Source organism: Rhodococcus sp. MS13, assembly GCF_013277835.1.
Classification (GTDB): domain Bacteria; phylum Actinomycetota; class Actinomycetes; order Mycobacteriales; family Mycobacteriaceae; genus Rhodococcus_F; species Rhodococcus_F erythropolis.
This window is the reverse complement of sequence record NZ_VBTL01000014.1, coordinates 243,923-261,918: the sequence shown is the minus strand read 5'-3', so window position 1 is coordinate 261,918 and position 17,996 is coordinate 243,923. Positions and strand designations below refer to the sequence as shown.

The window sequence follows — 17,996 nt, the reverse complement described above, 5'->3', positions numbered from 1 at the left end:
GTGCCACAATGCCGAAGCCATCATTGTCCCCTTCGAATACAAACGATGCTGGTGTGCAAACGATGTGCTGCGACTATATCGACACCGGGAATCGGCGCACGACGGCGCTCGCCGGGCACCGGCATTTCCGGGTACACACGTAATCTGTCGACCATGACTTTTGCCGACAATCTCGCCGCACTGCCCACCATCGATCATCTGGCCGCCATCGAGGTACTCGACGCCGACGGAACCGTCATCGACACCGTCGAGAACAAGCCCGGAAAGTCCGGCTCGGTCAAGGTGTACAACCATCTCGCTCAGGTCTACGGCGCGCTCACACCCGAAGCCGCCTCGGCAGGACTGACGATCTTTGCCGAACACACCGAGGACGCGCGGGCGAACCCCGGTAAGCACCCGAACGTGGACCGCCTCGAGCAGGTGCTCGCCTCCGGCAATCCACTAGGACTTCGCAGCGTTCCGTCCGCGTAGCCCGGCTCCCAGCCGTCCGACGGCATTGACCGCCAACGCCATCAGGGCCATCGCGATGCCCAGTACGACAAATCCGATGAACAGGGCCAGATAGCCCTGGTGGCGAGGATCCATGAACGGATACGGATACCAGTCGACGATCGGCCCTCGAATCAACGTGTACACCGCGTAGATCACCGGAAACAGCAGCCACTGCAGCGAGCGGATTTCGGAGATCCTGTGCCTCGAAGCGAAGAACACCCAGTCGAGGAGCATCACCAGCGGAAGAATGCGGTGGAGCGCCGAGTTGATCCACGCGTCGTTCAAATTGACGTCGATATTGGCCAGTAGAACGGCGTAGATGATTCCGGTGATCACCATGTAGAGCGTCACCGCACCGCGAACCGACTGCCATGTCCGAGACTGCGGATCCCGAAGGGCGCCGACCAGCAATACGATCACCGCAAGGATGTTGCTCTCGATGGTGAAGTAGCTCAGATAGTTCGACAACGAGAATCCGTCGGCGTTTCGAATCGGAATCCACAGCAGCGCCGTGAGTCCGTAGATCGCGAACAACAAGCGAAGTACTCGCACGGCAACAGGCGTCGACGCGACCGGTGTAACTGCCTCATTTGCGGTATTTGTCGTCACTGGTCGATATTTGCACATCAAAACGATCTGCGAGCGGTAGTTGTGAACGCGTTCGATAGGCTGTCATCAGCATGTCTACAACACCACCGGCCCCACTCTCCCCCAAGCGGAGTGACCTGAAGAGCGCGCTGGCGCAGGTCTCACTCCGCGACGAGAGTCGACTCCGTCGCAAACTCGACCGTGCCCGCACACCAGACGCTTTGGTGGCGCTGGCCGAGGAAATTGAAACGGCGCGCGCACGGTTGGCGGCACGCTCCGCCAATGTTCCCGCAGTCTCGTATCCGGAAGCTCTGCCCGTCAGTCAGCGCAAGGACGACATCGCGACCGCGATCTCGGAGAATCAGGTTGTCATCGTCGCCGGCGAGACCGGCTCGGGTAAGACAACTCAGATCCCGAAGATCTGTCTCGAACTCGGACGTGGCGTCCGCGGCCTGATCGGACATACACAGCCTCGCCGACTGGCAGCACGCACCGTTGCCGAACGTATCGCCGAAGAACTCGACACCGAACTCGGCGACGCCGTCGGATACACCGTGCGGTTCACCGACCAGGTCTCGGACCGCACCTACGTCAAGCTCATGACCGACGGCATTCTCCTCGCCGAAATTCAGCGCGACCGTATGCTCCGACGCTACGACACGCTGATCATCGACGAAGCGCACGAACGCAGCCTCAACATCGACTTCATCCTCGGTTACCTGGCTCAGCTGCTCCCCCGCCGACCCGACCTCAAGGTCATCATCACGTCGGCGACCATCGATCCCGAACGCTTCGCCAAGCACTTCGCTGTCGACGGTAAGCCCGCGCCGATCGTCGAGGTATCCGGTCGAACATTCCCCGTCGAAATGCGTTACCGGCCACTGACCGTCGAGTCCGGCGACATCACCTTCGACCGTGATCCCGTCGACGCGGTCTGCGAGGCGGTCGACGAGCTGAGCGCGGAGGGCGAAGGCGACATCTTGGTCTTCCTCTCCGGCGAACGCGAAATTCGCGACACCGCAGACGCTTTACGCGATCGGCGTCTTCGCAACACCGAAATCGTCCCGCTGTACGCGCGGCTGTCTGCTGCCGAGCAACACAAAGTGTTCTCGCCGCACACCGGCCGACGCGTCGTCCTTGCCACCAACGTGGCCGAGACCTCGTTGACCGTTCCCGGCATTCGGTACGTCGTCGATCCGGGAACCGCACGCATTTCGCGATATTCGGTGCGCACCAAGGTTCAGCGGTTGCCGATCGAGCCCATTTCGCAGGCGTCAGCTCGTCAGCGTTCCGGGCGTTGCGGCCGCGTCGCCGAAGGAATCTGCATCCGCCTGTATTCCGAGGAGGACTTCGAGTCACGGCCGGCGTTCACCGAGCCGGAAATCCTGCGGACCAATCTCGCATCCGTCATCTTGCAGATGACGGCCCTCGGTCTGGGCGACATCGCTGCCTTCCCCTTCGTCGAACCGCCGGACCAGCGCGCCGTCAAGGACGGAATCGGACTGCTCGAAGAACTCGGCGCCATCGCGCGAGGTTCCGAGGCAAGCCACCCCGAACTGACGCCGGTCGGCCGCGAGCTGGCCCAGATTCCGGTGGATCCGCGGATGGCACGAATGCTGGTGGAAGCCAAGAACAACGGTTGCCTTCACGAAACCCTTGTCATCGTCGCGGCGTTGTCCATCCAGGACGTTCGCGAGCGGCCCGCCGAGTTCCAGCAGGCCGCCGACGAAAAGCACGCCAGGTTCAATGTCGAGAACTCCGACTTCCTGGCATACCTGAAACTGTGGGACTACTTACGCGAACAACGTAACGATCTGTCCTCCAACCAGTTTCGCAAGATGTGCCGGAACGAGTTCCTGCACTGGCTCCGCATCCGCGAATGGCAGGATTTGCACGGGCAACTCCGGCAGATCACCCGCGGCCTCGGCTGGACGGTGGGTGAGACACCCGCAAGCGAGAACGCGATCCATCAGTCACTCCTCGCCGGTTTGCTCTCGCACATCGGGCTACGCGAGGGCGAGAAGCGGAACTACCTGGGCGCCAGGGGCAGCCACTTCGCGATCTTCCCCGGATCAGGACTGTTCAAGAAGCCACCACGCTGGGTCATGGCCGCCGAACTCGTGGAAACGTCGAGACTGTGGGCTCGCATGTCCGCGCGCATCGAACCCGAGTGGGCTGAAAAGCTCGCCCCGCACCTGGTGAAACGGACCTATTCCGAACCTCACTGGTCCTCCAAGCGCGGTTCGGCGATGGCATACGAGCGGGTCACTCTCTACGGAGTTCCTCTGGTGACCGGCCGCGCAGTGACGTACTCACGAATCGATCCCGAGGCCTCTCGCGATCTCTTCATCCGCCATGCGCTCGTGCAGGGCGAATGGCAGACGAACCACAAGTTCTTCCACGAGAACCGTGCACTGCTCGACAACGTCGAGGAACTCGAGAACCGCGCGCGTCGCCGCGACATCCTCGTCGACGACGAAACTCTCTACGAGTTCTACGAAGAACGTATCGGCCAGGAAGCCGTATCCGCCAAGCATTTCGACCAGTGGTGGAAGACCGAGCGGCGCAAGAATCCGAGTCTGCTGACTTTCACGCCGGAAACGGTGGTCAACTCCGACGCGGCTGCAGTACTGGGCGGCGAGTACCCGGACGCCTGGCGCCAGGGCGACATGCAGTTTCCGCTCACTTACCAATTCGAGCCCGGAAAGGACGACGACGGCGTCAGCGCGCACATCCCGGTCGGCCTGCTCGCGCAACTTCAGCCGGTCGGCTTCGACTGGTTGGTCCCCGGTATGCGCGTCGATCTGGTTACTGCTCTGATCAAGACGTTGCCCAAGAACATCCGACGCGCTGTCGTGCCCGCACCTGACTACGCCGCCGCAGCATTGGCAGCAGTCAAACCTCGATCCGAGCCGTTGATGACCGCAATGGCCCGCGAACTCTCGCACTTGGGCGGGATCCAGATCGACGCCAAGGACTTCGATCCCGCCGCGCTGCCCGACCATCTTCGGATGACATTTGTCGTCGAGGACGAATCGGGCAAGGTTCTCGCGAAGGGTAAGGATCTGGCGCAGCTACGACGCACGCTCGCCCCGCGCGTACAGAAGGAAGTGGCCAAGGCGGCAACCGGTACGGAACGGGCAGCGGCAACCGTCTGGACATCCGAAACGCTCGGCGCACTGGAACCGACCATCACTCGCTCCATCGGCGGACAGCAGGTAACCGGCTACCCAGCACTGGTGCCGGAAAACGGCGGAGTTGCCGTTCGTGTCCTGAGTACGCCGGCTGCGCAGGCGCAGGCGATGCGGGAAGGCACTCGGGCGCTTCTTCTCGCGGCCGTTCCCACCCAACTCAAGGCCGTGACCGCCGGCTTGTCGAACACTCAGCGTCTGGCTCTCGGCCAGAATCCGGACGGCGGCTTGGAGGCCCTCGTCGAAGATTGCCGGGTGGCAGCTGCCAACGAAGTGATAGCTGCCCACGGCGGACCGGTACGCACGCCTGAGGCGTTCGACGCCCTGGTGAAGATCGCACGCTCCGAACTGGCCGGACGCGTCTCCGCGATCCTGCGCATGATTGTTCCGATCCTCGAACAAGCACACCAACTGAGCGTCGTTCTGGACCGCTCCCGCGGCGAAGCAGCAGACGACGTCCGAGAACAGTTGACCTCACTGCTGTTTCCGGGATTTGTCGCCGAATTGGGCTCGGCCCGCCTACGCGATTTGCCGCGGTATCTTGCCGCAGCAAAATTCCGTCTCGAAGCTCTACCCGCAAGTGCACAACGAGATCAGCAGGCGATGGACGTCCTCGACCGGGTGTACGCAGCGTACGACCGGTTGTTGAGTTCACTTCCCGAAGAGCGTCGCACTGCTCGAGATGTCGACTCGATCAGCTGGATGATCGAAGAACTGCGCGTGAGCCTGTTTGCGCAGTCCCTCGGTACACCCACACCGATTTCCGAAAAGCGAGTCCTGAAAGCTATCGAAGCGATCAAGCGTTGACGTTCGGCGAGAATTGCGCGATCAGTAGATTGTCTGAATGTTGACGTTGGTGAGGAAACCACCAAAGGTGGCAACAGTGTTGGCGAACCCGAGGGTTACCAGGCTGTTCACGACTCCGAGAACTGCAACTAAGTTCATAACGCCTCCGTGAAGATCCGAGATGCGGACGAACGTACTTGGTCGACACTAAGCGAATACCTTGCCCGATTTGTTCGATTGTTCGCTTTGTGTTCTCAGCGTTACCTACGGCCGCTTTGTGCTCTCAGCGTTATCTAAGGCAAAGGCCTCAGTCGACGGAAACGGTCTCGGCGCCGGAAGCCTTGTCGGCAGCACGGGTCTCGGCATGTTCGCGCATGTCGGTGATCTCACGTTCGAAATCCGCGGCAGAACTGAAGGACTTGTACACCGATGCGAATCGCAGGTATGCAACCTCGTCGAGATTTCGAAGCGGATCGAGAATCGCGAGCCCTACCTCGTTGCTGGGAATTTCGGCAGAACCCGAAGCACGTACGGCATCTTCGACCTGTTGGGCCAGCAAATTCAGCGAATCGTTGTCCACTTGGCGGCCCTGGCATGCGCGACGCACTCCTTTGACCACCTTTTCTCGGCTGAACGGCTCCGTCACGCCGCTGCGCTTCACAACCGAGAGAACTGCCGTCTCAACCGTGGTGAATCGGCGGCCACACTCGGGGCACGAACGGCGCCGCCTGATCGCCTGGCCCTCGTCGGCCTCGCGCGAATCGACCACTCGGGAATCAGGGTGCCGGCAGAACGGGCAATGCATCGGGGTTCCTTCGTTGTCGCCGAAATGGCCGCAACTCAGATTCGCTACCGACTGCAAATCCTCCGACGATTTACAGAGCAGATCCACGTACTCAACGCGACCACCCGAGGTGGTGGGACTGTCAAGTGGACAGCTTACTCGCTGTGAACCGACTGCTCTCACGCTCGGTACGCCCCCGCCTGGCACGGGGTACGGTCAGCGGCCCGAGGCCGGCACGATCAGCGTTTGCCCAACGGACAGTCCGGAACTCGACATCGCATTGAGATCCATGATCTGCTCGATCACCGAGCCGACAGCCTGGCCAGGCGCAACCTTGGCAGCAATATCACTGAGGGATTCACCCGCAGCAACACGAACCACTTCGGTCGCACCGTTTGTCGCAGCGACATCACCACTCGACAAAGCGCCGATCCCCACCAACGCCAACACTGCCAGTGCAGTGATTACGGCGCCAAGGAACACTGTCTTCCAACTGACGTCCTCGGCAGCCACTTCATGTTCGACCCGTGAGACACCGACTCTGTTTCGGTGCGCGAAACTTCCTCCGTACGGGCGTGACGAATCGTGCTCGCCGTCCCACCGGCGAGGAGATTCACGCAATGAACGCGAACCTGAAACCGCGCCAACCGCCGGAACACGACGAACGACGGCCGCCTGCGGTTCGTTGTCGACATACCTGGCCACGCCCCGCATTTCGGCCGTGCCGCGCCGTTCGAACGACACACCGTCAGCGTCGGATCCACCATCGGGCCCATAGAACGAGGGGTGGTACTTCAACGCCGACGTGCCGTCGAAACCAATCGCGTCATCACCAATCGCGTCGTCACCAATCGCGTCGTCGAAAACCCTGTTGCTTCTCAGTGCTGCGTTACCCATCGTGACCTCCGCTGGTCGACACCGATCGATGTGTTCGATCATGCGTTCGATGGAACGCATGTTCGAATTTCTACCACGCCTGGCCGACAATGTCTCTACTTCAAGCGACACGAATCGAACAGATGTTTGAAACCGCGAGCAAATCCGGCTAGATTCGTGTCAGACCACACAGCGGGAATTGCGAAAGCCTCCGTGTTTGTCGACAGCTCGAATGTTGGCAGGAGGCACCGACAGGTTTCTGCGCGATTTGCACCAGGCACTTTTTCAGACACAGCCTTTACAGACACGACTTCTTCAGACACGGAGGCAACAGGCCATGAAGGACGATCGCTCCAGCACAGCCGCGGAGGCAGGAGCTTCTGCAGTTCCGTCTCCGTCGAGCGAGACGCTCACCGAGCGTCAGCGGCGCGTTCTCGAAGTCATCCGCGATTCGGTGACGGAGCGCGGGTATCCGCCGAGCATTCGCGAGATCGGTGATGCGGTGGGGCTCACCTCCACGTCGTCGGTCGCACATCAACTGCGAACGTTGGAGCGCAAGGGCTTCCTTCGACGCGATCCCAATCGCCCTCGCGCAGTCGATGTTCGAGGTCTCGACGAGGTTGCGGCCGATACCGCCATCGCGTCGGTGTCAAAGCATTCCGGCGAGTACAACAGTGCCGACCCGCTACCGGAGCCGGCGTTCGTCCCCATCCTGGGTCGCATCGCTGCCGGCGGACCGATCCTTGCCGAGGAAGCGGTAGAGGACGTGTTCCCACTCCCCCGCGAACTCGTCGGCCAGGGTTCGCTCTTCATGCTCAAGGTTGTCGGCGAGTCGATGATCGATGCAGCGATCTGCGATGGCGACTGGGTTGTCGTCCGTCAGCAGAACGTCGCGGAGAACGGTGACATCGTGGCCGCCATGATCGACGGCGAAGCCACCGTGAAGACGTTCAAGCGTACGAAGAAGGAGGTGTGGCTGATGCCGCACAACGAACTCTTCGAGCCGATTCCCGGCAACAACGCCGTCATCCTGGGCAAGGTTGTCACCGTCATGCGGAAGATCTGAGTTCGCTCGCACCCTCGATCACAAGACTCTGGGCCCCGGCATCAGCCGGGGCCCAGAGTCTTTTCGTGACGATCAGCGGTCCATCACCCGAATCAGAGATTCAGCGAACGTCCGATGATCTCCTTCATGATCTCGGTTGTGCCACCGTAGATGGTCTGCACACGAGAGTCCATGTACGCCTTTGCAACCGGGTATTCCTTCATGTAGCCGTAGCCTCCGTGCAGCTGGAGGCAGCGGTCGATGAGCTTGACCTGGGCTTCGGTGGTCCACCACTTCGCCATCGCAGCTTCCTGCACGGTCAGCTTCTCGGCATTGAGCTGCTCGATGAACTTGTCCACCAGGATGCGCACTGCCGTGGTCTCCGTTGCCAATTCGGCCAGTACGAATCGGGTGTTCTGGAAGCTGCCGATCGACTTGCCGAATGCCTTGCGGTCGCGGCAGTACTGGATCGTGCTCTCGAGAACCGATTCCATTGCGGCAGCGGCAACGACGGCGATCGAGAGGCGTTCCTGGGGAAGGTTCTTCATCAAGTAGAAGAATCCCATTCCCTCTTCGCCCAGCAGGTTGGCAGCGGGAACGCGTACGTCGGTGAAGCTGAGTTCGGCAGTGTCCTGAGCCTTCATGCCGATCTTGTCGAGGTTGCGTCCACGCTCGAAGCCAGGCATGTCCCGCTCGACCACGAGGAGGCTGAAGCCCTGAGCACCCTTGTCCGGGTCGGTGCACGCGACAACGATGATGATGTCGGCGTTGATTCCGTTGGTGATGAAGGTCTTCGAACCGTTGAGGACCCAGTGGTCCCCGTCGCGAACCGCTTTCGTCTTGATGCCCTGCAAGTCGCTACCGGTACCCGGTTCGGTCATCGCGATCGCCGAGATCAGCTCACCCGACGCGAATCCGGGTAGCCAACGCTGCTTCTGCTCCTCGTTGCTCAACTCCAGGAGGTACGGTGCCACCACGTCGTTGTGCAGCGTGAAGCCGATACCGCTGAACCCACCCTTGGTGGTTTCCTCGGTGATGATCGCGTTGTAGCGGAAATCCTTGACACCGCCGCCGCCGAATTCCTCAGGGACCGCAGTTCCCAGGAAGCCCTGCTTTCCGGCCTCGACCCAGACGTCACGATCGACGATGTTCTGCTCTTCCCACTTCTCGTGGTTCGGTGCCACGTGCTGTGCCAAGAACTTCTGGTACGACTCCCGGAAGAGTTCATGTTCCGGTTCGAACAGGGTGCGCTCCACGCCGACTCCTTGCAATTCGATATATGGCACTTCAGTGATGTACCCGCTGGGGATATACCCGCTGGGGTGTATTCGCTGAGACTGGGCACGCCGAAGTGCGCGGGCCCACGTCACTGCCTCCGACGGTAGAACCTGTTGCGATACCCGTCGATGACCCGAACGATCACGATTCGTGACTGTAGCGGTTATCTGTTACTTGAAGTACGGAATTTGGCGAGAAATCGCATGATCGGGTACGCGACGAGGATGCCGATCGATCCCCAGGCGATGCCGCCCAACTCGACCGAACCGATGGTCAGCGTCAAGTTCCCGATGCCGGCGACCAACGCTGCCGCGGCGACCGTGAGGTTGACCGGATCGGTGAAGTCGACCTTCGCTTCCATCCAGATGCGCACACCGAGAATGCCGATGAGGCCGTAGAGAACCATCGTTGCGCCGCCGATGACGCCGTTCGGAACCGTGAAGACCAGTGCGCCGAATTTGGGCGAAAATGCCAGGATCACAGCGGTAGCGGCGGCTACCCAGTACGCGGCGGTCGAGTACACACGCGTCGCTGCCATGACACCGATGTTCTCGGCATACGTGGTGGTTCCGGATCCGCCACCGGCGCCCGCCAAGGTAGTGGCGAGACCGTCGGCAAACAGTGCATTGCCGGCCAGATCGTCGAGGGACTTACCAGTCATGGCGGACACCGCTTTGACATGTCCGACGTTTTCGGCGACCAGAACGATCACCACGGGGAGCGCGAGCACGATCACCGACCAGTCGAACGACGGTCCGTGCAGACTCGGCAGCCCGAACCAGTCCGCTTCGCGCAGAGCGGACACTCGTTCACTGTCGAGTCCGCCGATGACCGCGGCGAAAACCCAGCCGATCACGACGCCGACCAGAATGCCCAGCCGGCCGAGCAACCCGGGACCGACGACCGTGACCAGCAGGATCGAAACGAGCGTCACCGTGGCGATCAGCGGCTGCGATTCGAAGGAGCCGACCGCCGTCGGAGCGAGGTTGAGACCGATCAGCGCGACGACAGCGCCCGTCACCACCGGCGGCATGACGGCGTCGATGACCCGGCTGCCGATCAGACGTACGGCGACGCCGATCAACATCAACACGATGCCGACGGCCATGACGGCACCGAGTTGCGCGGCCGGGCCCGATCCTGCCGACGCTGTCAGCGGGGCGATGAACGCGAAGGACGAACCGAGATAGCTCGGGATCCGGCCCCGGGTGATGAGCAGGAACAGCGCGGTGCCGATACCCGAGAACAGCAGCGTCGTCGTGACGGGGAAGCCGGTGATGGTCGGAACGAGCAGTGTCGCTCCGAACATCGCGATGACGTGTTGCATCCCGATTCCGATGGTGCGCGGCCAACTCAGTCGTTCGTCCGGCGCCACGACGGCTCCGTCGGCGATCCGCTTGCCGTCTCCGTGGACAGTCCAGCCGATTCCGCCGGCCCCGGTCATTGTTTCTCGTTCGATCACAGGTCGAAATACTAGAGGTCAGGCGCTCGGTCTCCGACCGAGACCAACGAAACCAGTTCAGCTGATTGCGTCGGCCGCCGCTTTGCGCGCAGCCACCGGATCACCGGTTGCCAGCACCGCCGCCGCAGCCGCCTCACATTGCGCCATGGTGACGGATCCGACCTTCGCTCCCACACCCGCGACCGACGCCGCAGCGCACGACAGCGACGAAACGCCGAGACCGGCAAGCACGCAGGCCAACAGCGGATCGGCGGCCGCCTCACCGCAGACGCCGACGCGCTTGCCTGCCGCCTGACCGGCCTGGGCCGTACGTGCGACAAGGGCGAGCACCGCGGGCTGCCACGGATCGGTCAGGTCGGCGAGTTCGGAGGACATCCGATCCGCGGCCATCGTGTACTGAGCGAGGTCGTTGGTACCGATCGAGAGGAATTCGACGTGTTCGAGAATCTGGTCGGCCAACAGCGCCGCCGCCGGGATCTCCACCATCACACCGGGAACAAGATCGCGTGCCCGCACCGCATCGGCAAAACGTTTCGCCTCGGCCGGGGTGGCGATCATCGGTGCCATCACCCACGGCGACGAGTTGGTCGACGCCGCGGCTGCCGCGATCGCGTCGAGCTGGCGGTTTAGAATTCCCATGTCCTGCCAGGCGATTCGGACCCCACGAACGCCGAGTGCCGGATTCGCTTCCTCTTGATGGTTGGCGAATTTGAGCGGCTTGTCCGAACCCGCGTCCAACGTGCGAATGATGACCTTCTTTCCTGCGAAGGCCTCGAGAACCTCGGCGTAGATCGCCGCCTGCTCGTCTACGGTCGGTTCGGTCTCACGGCCGAGGAAGCAGAGTTCGGTCCGGAAGAGCCCGATGCCCCCCGCAGCAGTCGACGCCGCGGCGCGAGCGCCCGCGCCGTCTTGAACGTTGGCGAGAACGTCTACCGGCCGGCCGTCCGCCGTCTGGCCCGGTCCGGTCCAGGTGCTGACGCGTTCGCGATCGATCCGGGATTGTTCGACCAGTTCACGCGCGTGCCCGGGATCCGGCTCCGCGATCACGTCGCCGGTTGTTCCGTCGATCAGAATCGGTATTCCTGCCGAGATGGATTCCAATTCCTTCGCGGCGACGATGCACGGGATGCCCAACTGCCTCGCGATGATTGCCGTATGGCTGGTCGGGCCGCCGTAAATGGTCACGAGTCCGATGATCTTGGTTACATCGAGGCCCGCGGTGTCTGCAGGAGCCAGATCGTCCGCGCACAGCACCGACGGTGTCTCTGGCATGGGAACTCCAGGTTCGGGTAATCCGGAGAGTTCGGCGATCACGCGATCGCGGATGTCCTCGAGGTCGGTGACGCGCTCGGCCATCAAACCGCCGACCTTGGTGAACAGCACCACGAACTGCTCCGTCGCCGCGATCGCAGCCTGCACCGGGGGCACTCCGCCGGCGATCGACTTCTTGGCCGCCCCGATCCAGCCACGATCAGCTGCCATCGCCGCGTTGGCCTGCAAGACCTCTGCGGCCGCGCCGGTAGCTTCGGCGGCCCGTCCGAGAAGGCGGTTCTCGACAGCCTTCGCCGCTCCGACGAAGGCGTCTACGGCGGCCTCTCGATCGGCCTCGTCGAGTGCCGGCGCATCGGTGACGAGTTCTGGTCGGCTGGACGGCCAGATCGCCGGTCCGTAGGCAACTCCGGGCACCACGGGGGTGCCGTGCACGGTGATTCGGTTGAGCTGTTCGGTCATCTGTCCTCCTTGAGCGATGGGCCCGGTGTCTCACCGGATCACCTCGAGCGCGTAAAGCCCTCACCTTCGTTGTGACGAAGATTACTCCCAAGTCTTGACATGTCAACACACTCGGGCGTAAAACAACATAAAGCAACATTCACTGTGATCCACAACGCACCGTCGGATCACACTTCGGAATCGGAGAGCACGTGTACGCGGAAGAACGCCAACAAGCGATCGGCACCATGGTGTCGCAGCGCGGACGCATGTCCGTGGCGGCTCTGTCGGAGACCTTCGGTGTGACCACCGAGACCGTGCGTCGCGATCTGGCCTTCCTCGAGCGGATCGGCCAGATCAGGCGTGTACACGGCGGCGCCGTTCCGACCGGATCCCTCCACGTCACCGAACCGGGCATGGCGGAACGCGATCAGACCCGCGCGCAACAGAAGGACCGGATCGCCCGCTGCGCGGTCACCTACCTCCCTCCCACCGGCGGCAGCGTGATCTTCGACGCGGGCACGACCACGGGCCGCATGATCCCCGAACTGCCGACCGAGAACGACTTCACAGCCGTCACCAATTCCGTCCCGATCGGCGCACGCCTGGCATCGATGAACTCGTTTTCCCTGATACTGCTCGGCGGTCGAGTACGCGGGGTGACTCAAGCCGTGGTCGGCGAGGACGCCCTACGCCTGCTGAGCACGTTGCGAGTCGACGTCGCCTTCATCGGAACGAACGCGATCAGCGTCGGGCACGGACTCTCCACTCCGGACAGCGAAGAGGCCGCCGTCAAACGAGCAATGGTCAAAGCCGCCAATCACGTTGTGGTGGTGGCCGATTCCACCAAAGTCGGCCGCGAGCACTTGATCAGCTTCGCCCCACTCGACAGCATCGACGTCCTCATCACCGACGAAGAGATCAGTCCCACAGACACATCCGAGTTCCACGACCACGGAATCGAGGTGGTGATCGCATGATCGTCACACTGACAGCCAACCCGAGTATCGATCGGACCGTGCAACTCGAGCAACGGCTCGAACGAGGCTCCGTCCTACGCGCCCACTCCACTCGCAGCGACCCCGGCGGCAAGGGGGTCAACGTCGCGCGTGTTCTCGCCGCAGCCGACCTCGACGTTCTCGCGGTACTGCCGGGAAACGGTGGTGACCCTCTGCTCTCGGCGCTGGCAGCCGGTGGGATTCCCCACATCGGTGTCGCCACAACGGGTCTGGCTCGCACCAACATCACCATTGCGGAACCGGACGGGACAACGACGAAGATCAACGAACCCGGCGCAACGCTGTCCGGTTCGACGCTCGACGCCCTGGCACAGGAGTTGATTGTCCGCGCCGATACCGCACTGTGGTTCGCGCTGTCCGGCTCACTGCCCCCCGGCGTTCCGCTCGGGTGGTACGGCGAACTTGTCGCGGCGCTGCGCGATCACCCGTGCAAGGTGGCGGTCGACACCTCGGACGCCCCGCTGACGGCACTCGCCGGAGCGTTCCCCGGCGCGGCACCCGACCTGCTCAAACCGAACGGCGAGGAACTCGCACAACTGACCGGCGTCGACGGCCACGTCCTCGAACGTGCTGCCGAGAACGGTGATCCCGGGCCTGCAATCACGGCGGCGCAGCGATTGGTCGACCGCGGCGTCGGCAGTGTGCTCGCCACGCTCGGCGCAGCAGGTGCTGTCCTCGTCACCGCCGACGGCGCGTGGATCGCCACCGCTCCCCCGATTGTCGCAGTCAGTACCGTCGGCGCAGGCGATTCTTCGCTGGCCGGCTACATCCTCGCCGAAGCGGGAGGCGGCTCGGAATCCGAGCGGTTACGTCACGCGGTCGCCTACGGAAGCGCCGCTGCCTCCCTTCCCGGCACAACTCTTCCCACGCCCGAACAGATCGATCTGGCAGCGGTTTCGGTATCTGCAGCCGATGCCTCCTCTCCCATCCCCGTCCCCACCGAACTCGCCTGACGCCCTAAGGAACCTGACATGTCCGATACCAACGCAGCCGGCGGTTCCGGCCCCGAGATCATCAGTCCCGAACTGATCTCACTCGACACCGACCTGGGTACGACCAAGGAAGATGTCATTCGTTCTCTCGCAGCGCGACTGACTGCAGCGGGACGAGCGAGCGACGCCGCGGGGCTGGTCGATGCCGCACTCGCTCGCGAAGCGCAGTCCGCGACCGGACTGCCGGGCGGAATCGCCATTCCCCACTGCCGCGCCGAGGCCGTCTCGTCCGCGTCCCTGGGATTTGCTCGACTGGATCCGAAGGTCGATTTCGGTGCACCCGACGGCCCCGCCGATCTGGTGTTCCTGATCGCGGCACCCGAAGGCGCCGGAGCCGAGCACATGAAGCTGCTCTCGTCCTTGGCCCGAGCGCTCGTCCGACCCGCGTTTGTCACGTCGCTTCGTGAGGCGTCGACGCCGGACGAGATCGTGAGACTGGTCGACGAGGTACTCAATCCCGCGCCGAAGGATGCTCCAGCAAAAGCTGCGGCAGCCACACCCACTCCTCCTGTTTCCACCGGGAAACACGCCACCGAGGAGGCCCCGGCTCCAACGCCCGCGGAGCGTCACATCGTCGCGGTCACCGCGTGCCCGACCGGAATCGCTCATACCTACATGGCTGCGGACTCGCTCGTCGCCGCGGGTGAACGCGCCGGGGTCAAGGTTCACGTCGAAACGCAGGGCTCGAGCGGAAGCACCCCGCTTGACCCTTCGGTCATCGCCGGAGCCGCCGCGGTTATCTTCGCCACCGACGTCGGAGTGAAGGGCCGCGACCGGTTCGCCGGCAAACCCGTTGTCGCTTCCGGTGTGAAGCGGGCGATCAACGAGCCGGACAAGATGCTTGCAGAAGCGTTGCGCGCCTCCGAGAATCCCGCCGCCGCCACCGTGGACGGCACCGCCGCCGCGGCTGCGGATTCCGATGCCGGTTCCGTAGGGTTCGGCACCCACCTCCGTCAGGTCCTCCTGACCGGTGTCAGCTACATGATCCCGTTCGTCGCGGCCGGCGGTCTGCTGATCGCACTCGGCTTCCTGCTCGGCGGATACGAGATCTCCGGTCCTGCCAAGGACATCGTTCTCAACAACTCGATCACCAACCTTCCCGACGGTGGTCTGGCCACCTATCTCGGCGCAGTGCTGTTCCAGATCGGTTCGTTGGCATTCAGCTTCCTGGTGCCCGCGTTGGCCGGCTACATCGCCTTCGCTATCGCCGACCGGCCTGGCATCGCTCCCGGCTTCACAGCCGGCGCGGTCGCCGTGTTTGTCGGTGCCGGATTCATCGGCGGCCTGGTCGGTGGTCTCATCGCCGGTGTCGTCGCGCTCTACATCGGCCGGATCGCCGTCCCGCAGTGGCTGCGGGGCCTGATGCCGGTGGTGATCATTCCGCTGTTCGCGACGCTGGTTGTCGGAGCACTGATGTTCATCGTCCTCGGTCGTCCGCTCGCCGCGATCACCTCCGGTCTCACCGACTGGCTCAACGGACTGTCCGGCAGCTCGGCCATCTTCCTCGGCATCATTCTCGGCCTGATGATGTGCTTCGACCTCGGCGGACCGGTCAACAAGGCGGCTTACGCCTTCGCTGTAGCCGGACTCAACGTCAACGACCCGGCCACTTTGCGCATCATGGCGGCAGTCATGGCTGCCGGTATGGTTCCGCCACTGGCCATGGCACTTGCCTCGACGGTGCTGCGTCCCAAGCTCTTCAGCGAAGCCGAACGTGAGAACGGAAAGGCTGCCTGGTTGCTGGGTTCGGCATTCATCTCCGAGGGCGCGATTCCGTTCGCCGCTGCCGACCCGCTTCGCGTGATCCCCTCGATGATGGCGGGCGGCGCCGTCACCGGTGCGCTGATCATGGCTTTCGACGTCACTCTCAGCGCCCCGCACGGCGGGATCTTCGTCTTCTTCGCAGTCGGCGGAATCGGCTGGTTCCTGGTCTCGCTCGCCGCGGGAACCGTGGTAGCTGCGCTCGCCGTCGTCGGAGCCAAGGAGTTCTTCCGCAAGGGGCCGTCCGATGCCGAACTCGACCCCGAAATCGTGCCCGCTGCGGCATGATCGACAGCAAGCAACGCTGCAGTCACCACTGTTGTCACCAAATCCGCCCAAAGACCCCACAACGTCCGCACCGATAGATTCACAACGAGGAGATCCCATGCCCAGCAAGACAGTTGCCGTCGGTTCCGCAGTCGGCCTCCACGCCCGCCCCGCCGCTCTCATCGCCGAAGCAGTCGGAGCCTCCGGCGCCACGGTCACCCTCGCAGTCGCCGACGGCGAACCGGTGGATGCAGGTTCGGCACTGATGATCATGACGCTCGGAGCCGCCAAGGACACCGAAGTCACCATCGAGTCCGACGACGCCGACGCACTCGCCAAGGTCGCCGAACTGGTAGCCGCTGATCTCGACGCCTGACCTGATGTCAGTCGGTGCTGTGTAGCGGGCCGGACACTCTCACGGAGTCAGTGCGAGTGTCCGGCCCAGCCAGTCCATTTCGAGTTCCAGAGCAGTGCCCCACACATCACCCGAGTGCCCGCCGGGAAGGGTGTAGTAGTCCACGTTCATGTCGGCGGCGCGCGCAGCCTCGAACATGATTTCCTGCTGAGGGCGGTAGATGTCGTCGTCTTCACCCGCGACAAATACACCAGACAACTGCGGATACCGATTCTGCGCCATCAGGTCTCGGGCGTTGACCGCGTCGAAAGCGTCTTCGTCGCCGTTGAACATCGCAGCCACAGTGTCCTCGTGGTCACCGGTCGACGGTTCGTCCTGGCCGGAGAAGTCCAGGAACGACGGGTATCGGTCCGGGAAGTTCACGGCCATTTCGATCGCGCATGTCCCGCCGTACGAAAACCCACCGATAGCCCATTGCGCAGCGTCCGGATTCACTTGAAGGTTCGATTCGATCCAGTTCGGGACGTCCTGGTCCAGATACGTCGCGACGTTGCCGAGCGCAGAATCCATGCAGCCGGGGTTGGCGTCGTAGTCCCCCAACGCGTCGGGCACCACCACCACGGGAGCAAGCCCGGAATGCCTCGATGCATAGGCGTCGACGGTGGTCGCGAGCCGGCCACTGTCCAGCCAGTCACTGGGGCTGCCGGGCTCACCCGCCACCAACACCAGGACGGGCAACTCCGCACGTGGATCGGCAAGATAGGCCGGCGGGAGATACAACGTCGCCGGCCTCGCGTCGAAACCCGAGATGTTTCCCGGAATCGACGCTTCCGTCACGACGCCGTTGCTCGGCATCCGCACCGGAACCTCCCAATGAGTTTCGGTGGGAAGTCCCCGCTGTAGCCGAGGTTCGGCCCCGGGGAGTGAATCGAAGGCAACGTGCTCGACCGAGCCGACCGGCCAGTGCCCGACCAGTGAGCCGAGTGTGGGATAGGTGCCGGTCTGGGCGTTGACCTGACCCACTGCGACGATCGCGGCCAGACCGGCGAATGCCGTCACCGAAAGGCCACGCGCAAGTCCTGGGCGCCGAAGGAGAACGAGTGCGGCGCCGATGACTCCGAATATCGCCAGCGCTATCCAGACAAAATTCGACGCCGGTAGCTGCGCGGGCAACGGCCGAAAGCTGAGCCACACGAACATCGCGCCGCCGGCGGACCCGACCACTGACAAGCCCAGTGCGACAAGCACGGCCCGACGCGGCAACCAACGAAGCAAAAGCAGCGTGCCGACGCCGACGAGGACGGAACCAACGAGCAGCGCTGCGGTGATGTGTCCGTGCTCGAGTGAGATACGCGAGAGCCGCGTCAGGAGTTGATGCCCGTGCATTCGT

14 protein-coding genes are annotated in these 17,996 nt (G+C 63.1%); 7 read left to right on the top strand and 7 right to left on the bottom strand.

Going from position 1 to position 17,996, the window contains the following annotated elements; all coding sequences use genetic code 11:
- Positions 1–153 precede the first annotated feature (153 nt).
- Positions 154–471: a DUF2322 family protein gene (locus FEZ59_RS29580; RefSeq protein ID WP_020907542.1), complete on the top strand. Its 318-nt coding sequence runs from the start codon at positions 154–156 to the stop codon at positions 469–471.
- Here the strand turns inward: FEZ59_RS29580 and FEZ59_RS29575 are convergent.
- On the bottom strand, positions 442–1,119 hold the full coding sequence (locus FEZ59_RS29575) for a Pr6Pr family membrane protein (protein WP_070797210.1): 678 nt from the start codon (positions 1,117–1,119) through the stop codon (positions 442–444). The two genes, FEZ59_RS29580 and FEZ59_RS29575, sit on opposite strands and share 30 nt — an antisense overlap.
- A gap of 53 nt (positions 1,120–1,172) precedes the next feature.
- Between FEZ59_RS29575 and hrpA the strand changes: the two genes are divergently transcribed.
- Positions 1,173–5,078: an ATP-dependent RNA helicase HrpA gene (hrpA, locus tag FEZ59_RS29570; RefSeq protein ID WP_172933557.1), complete on the top strand. Its 3,906-nt coding sequence runs from the start codon at positions 1,173–1,175 to the stop codon at positions 5,076–5,078.
- Between the two features lie 286 nt (positions 5,079–5,364).
- On the opposite strand, the gene nrdR is transcribed toward hrpA, so the two are convergent.
- A complete protein-coding gene (gene nrdR / locus FEZ59_RS29565) occupies positions 5,365–5,862 on the bottom strand; it encodes a transcriptional regulator NrdR (protein WP_020907539.1) in 498 nt (165 codons plus the stop codon).
- A 195-nt stretch (positions 5,863–6,057) separates the two neighbouring features.
- Positions 6,058–6,798 (bottom strand): LysM peptidoglycan-binding domain-containing protein, encoded by a 741-nt coding sequence (locus FEZ59_RS29560; RefSeq protein ID WP_021333609.1) that lies wholly within the window; start codon positions 6,796–6,798, stop codon positions 6,058–6,060.
- A 256-nt stretch (positions 6,799–7,054) separates the two neighbouring features.
- Here FEZ59_RS29560 and lexA point away from each other — a divergent pair, with 256 nt between their 5' ends.
- Positions 7,055–7,783: a transcriptional repressor LexA gene (gene lexA, locus FEZ59_RS29555; RefSeq protein ID WP_020723648.1), complete on the top strand. Its 729-nt coding sequence runs from the start codon at positions 7,055–7,057 to the stop codon at positions 7,781–7,783.
- Positions 7,784–7,875: 92 nt separating this feature from the next.
- On the opposite strand, the gene FEZ59_RS29550 is transcribed toward lexA, so the two are convergent.
- From FEZ59_RS29550 to FEZ59_RS29540, 3 genes are all read right to left on the bottom strand, one after another.
- Positions 7,876–9,018, bottom strand: coding sequence for an acyl-CoA dehydrogenase family protein (locus FEZ59_RS29550; protein ID WP_019748214.1), 1,143 nt, complete (start codon positions 9,016–9,018; stop codon positions 7,876–7,878).
- A 185-nt stretch (positions 9,019–9,203) separates the two neighbouring features.
- Positions 9,204–10,484, bottom strand: a complete 1,281-nt coding sequence (locus tag FEZ59_RS29545) for a solute carrier family 23 protein (RefSeq protein ID WP_172933563.1) — start codon at positions 10,482–10,484, stop codon at positions 9,204–9,206.
- A gap of 75 nt (positions 10,485–10,559) precedes the next feature.
- A complete protein-coding gene (locus FEZ59_RS29540) occupies positions 10,560–12,233 on the bottom strand; it encodes a putative PEP-binding protein (protein ID WP_172933556.1) in 1,674 nt (557 codons plus the stop codon).
- A 191-nt stretch (positions 12,234–12,424) separates the two neighbouring features.
- On the opposite strand from FEZ59_RS29540, the gene FEZ59_RS29535 reads away from it, so the two are divergent.
- The 4 genes from FEZ59_RS29535 to FEZ59_RS29520 all read left to right on the top strand — a co-directional run bounded on the left by FEZ59_RS29535 (position 12,425) and on the right by FEZ59_RS29520 (position 16,627).
- Complete coding sequence (locus FEZ59_RS29535; RefSeq protein ID WP_172933555.1) at positions 12,425–13,192, top strand: DeoR family transcriptional regulator; 768 nt, start codon at positions 12,425–12,427, stop codon at positions 13,190–13,192.
- Positions 13,189–14,184, top strand: coding sequence for a 1-phosphofructokinase family hexose kinase (locus FEZ59_RS29530; RefSeq protein WP_020969480.1), 996 nt, complete (start codon positions 13,189–13,191; stop codon positions 14,182–14,184). Before FEZ59_RS29535 ends, FEZ59_RS29530 begins: the two co-directional genes overlap by 4 nt.
- A gap of 18 nt (positions 14,185–14,202) precedes the next feature.
- The gene (locus tag FEZ59_RS29525) at positions 14,203–16,272 is read left to right on the top strand and encodes a fructose-specific PTS transporter subunit EIIC (RefSeq protein WP_020907533.1); all 2,070 of its coding nucleotides are present in this window, start codon (positions 14,203–14,205) and stop codon (positions 16,270–16,272) included.
- A 97-nt stretch (positions 16,273–16,369) separates the two neighbouring features.
- The gene (locus tag FEZ59_RS29520) at positions 16,370–16,627 is read left to right on the top strand and encodes an HPr family phosphocarrier protein (RefSeq protein WP_003942144.1); all 258 of its coding nucleotides are present in this window, start codon (positions 16,370–16,372) and stop codon (positions 16,625–16,627) included.
- Between the two features lie 39 nt (positions 16,628–16,666).
- On the opposite strand, the gene FEZ59_RS29515 is transcribed toward FEZ59_RS29520, so the two are convergent.
- A complete protein-coding gene (locus FEZ59_RS29515) occupies positions 16,667–17,992 on the bottom strand; it encodes an alpha/beta hydrolase-fold protein (RefSeq protein WP_242459959.1) in 1,326 nt (441 codons plus the stop codon).
- Positions 17,993–17,996 lie beyond the last annotated feature (4 nt).

What these genes read in the sequence shown, in the direction of transcription:
- FEZ59_RS29530 (WP_020969480.1), top strand. Translation starts at nt 13,189, where the DNA reads ATGATCGTCACACTGACAGCCAACCCGAGTATCGATCGGACCGTGCAA.
- FEZ59_RS29560 (WP_021333609.1), bottom strand. Translation starts at nt 6,798, where the DNA reads ATGCGTTCCATCGAACGCATGATCGAACACATCGATCGGTGTCGACCA.
- lexA (WP_020723648.1), top strand. Translation starts at nt 7,055, where the DNA reads ATGAAGGACGATCGCTCCAGCACAGCCGCGGAGGCAGGAGCTTCTGCA.
- FEZ59_RS29525 (WP_020907533.1), top strand. Translation starts at nt 14,203, where the DNA reads ATGTCCGATACCAACGCAGCCGGCGGTTCCGGCCCCGAGATCATCAGT.
- hrpA (WP_172933557.1), top strand. Translation starts at nt 1,173, where the DNA reads ATGTCTACAACACCACCGGCCCCACTCTCCCCCAAGCGGAGTGACCTG.
- nrdR (WP_020907539.1), bottom strand. Translation starts at nt 5,862, where the DNA reads ATGCATTGCCCGTTCTGCCGGCACCCTGATTCCCGAGTGGTCGATTCG.
- FEZ59_RS29515 (WP_242459959.1), bottom strand. Translation starts at nt 17,992, where the DNA reads ATGCACGGGCATCAACTCCTGACGCGGCTCTCGCGTATCTCACTCGAG.
- FEZ59_RS29520 (WP_003942144.1), top strand. Translation starts at nt 16,370, where the DNA reads ATGCCCAGCAAGACAGTTGCCGTCGGTTCCGCAGTCGGCCTCCACGCC.
- FEZ59_RS29545 (WP_172933563.1), bottom strand. Translation starts at nt 10,484, where the DNA reads ATGACCGGGGCCGGCGGAATCGGCTGGACTGTCCACGGAGACGGCAAG.
- FEZ59_RS29575 (WP_070797210.1), bottom strand. Translation starts at nt 1,119, where the DNA reads ATGTGCAAATATCGACCAGTGACGACAAATACCGCAAATGAGGCAGTT.
- FEZ59_RS29540 (WP_172933556.1), bottom strand. Translation starts at nt 12,233, where the DNA reads ATGACCGAACAGCTCAACCGAATCACCGTGCACGGCACCCCCGTGGTG.
- FEZ59_RS29580 (WP_020907542.1), top strand. Translation starts at nt 154, where the DNA reads ATGACTTTTGCCGACAATCTCGCCGCACTGCCCACCATCGATCATCTG.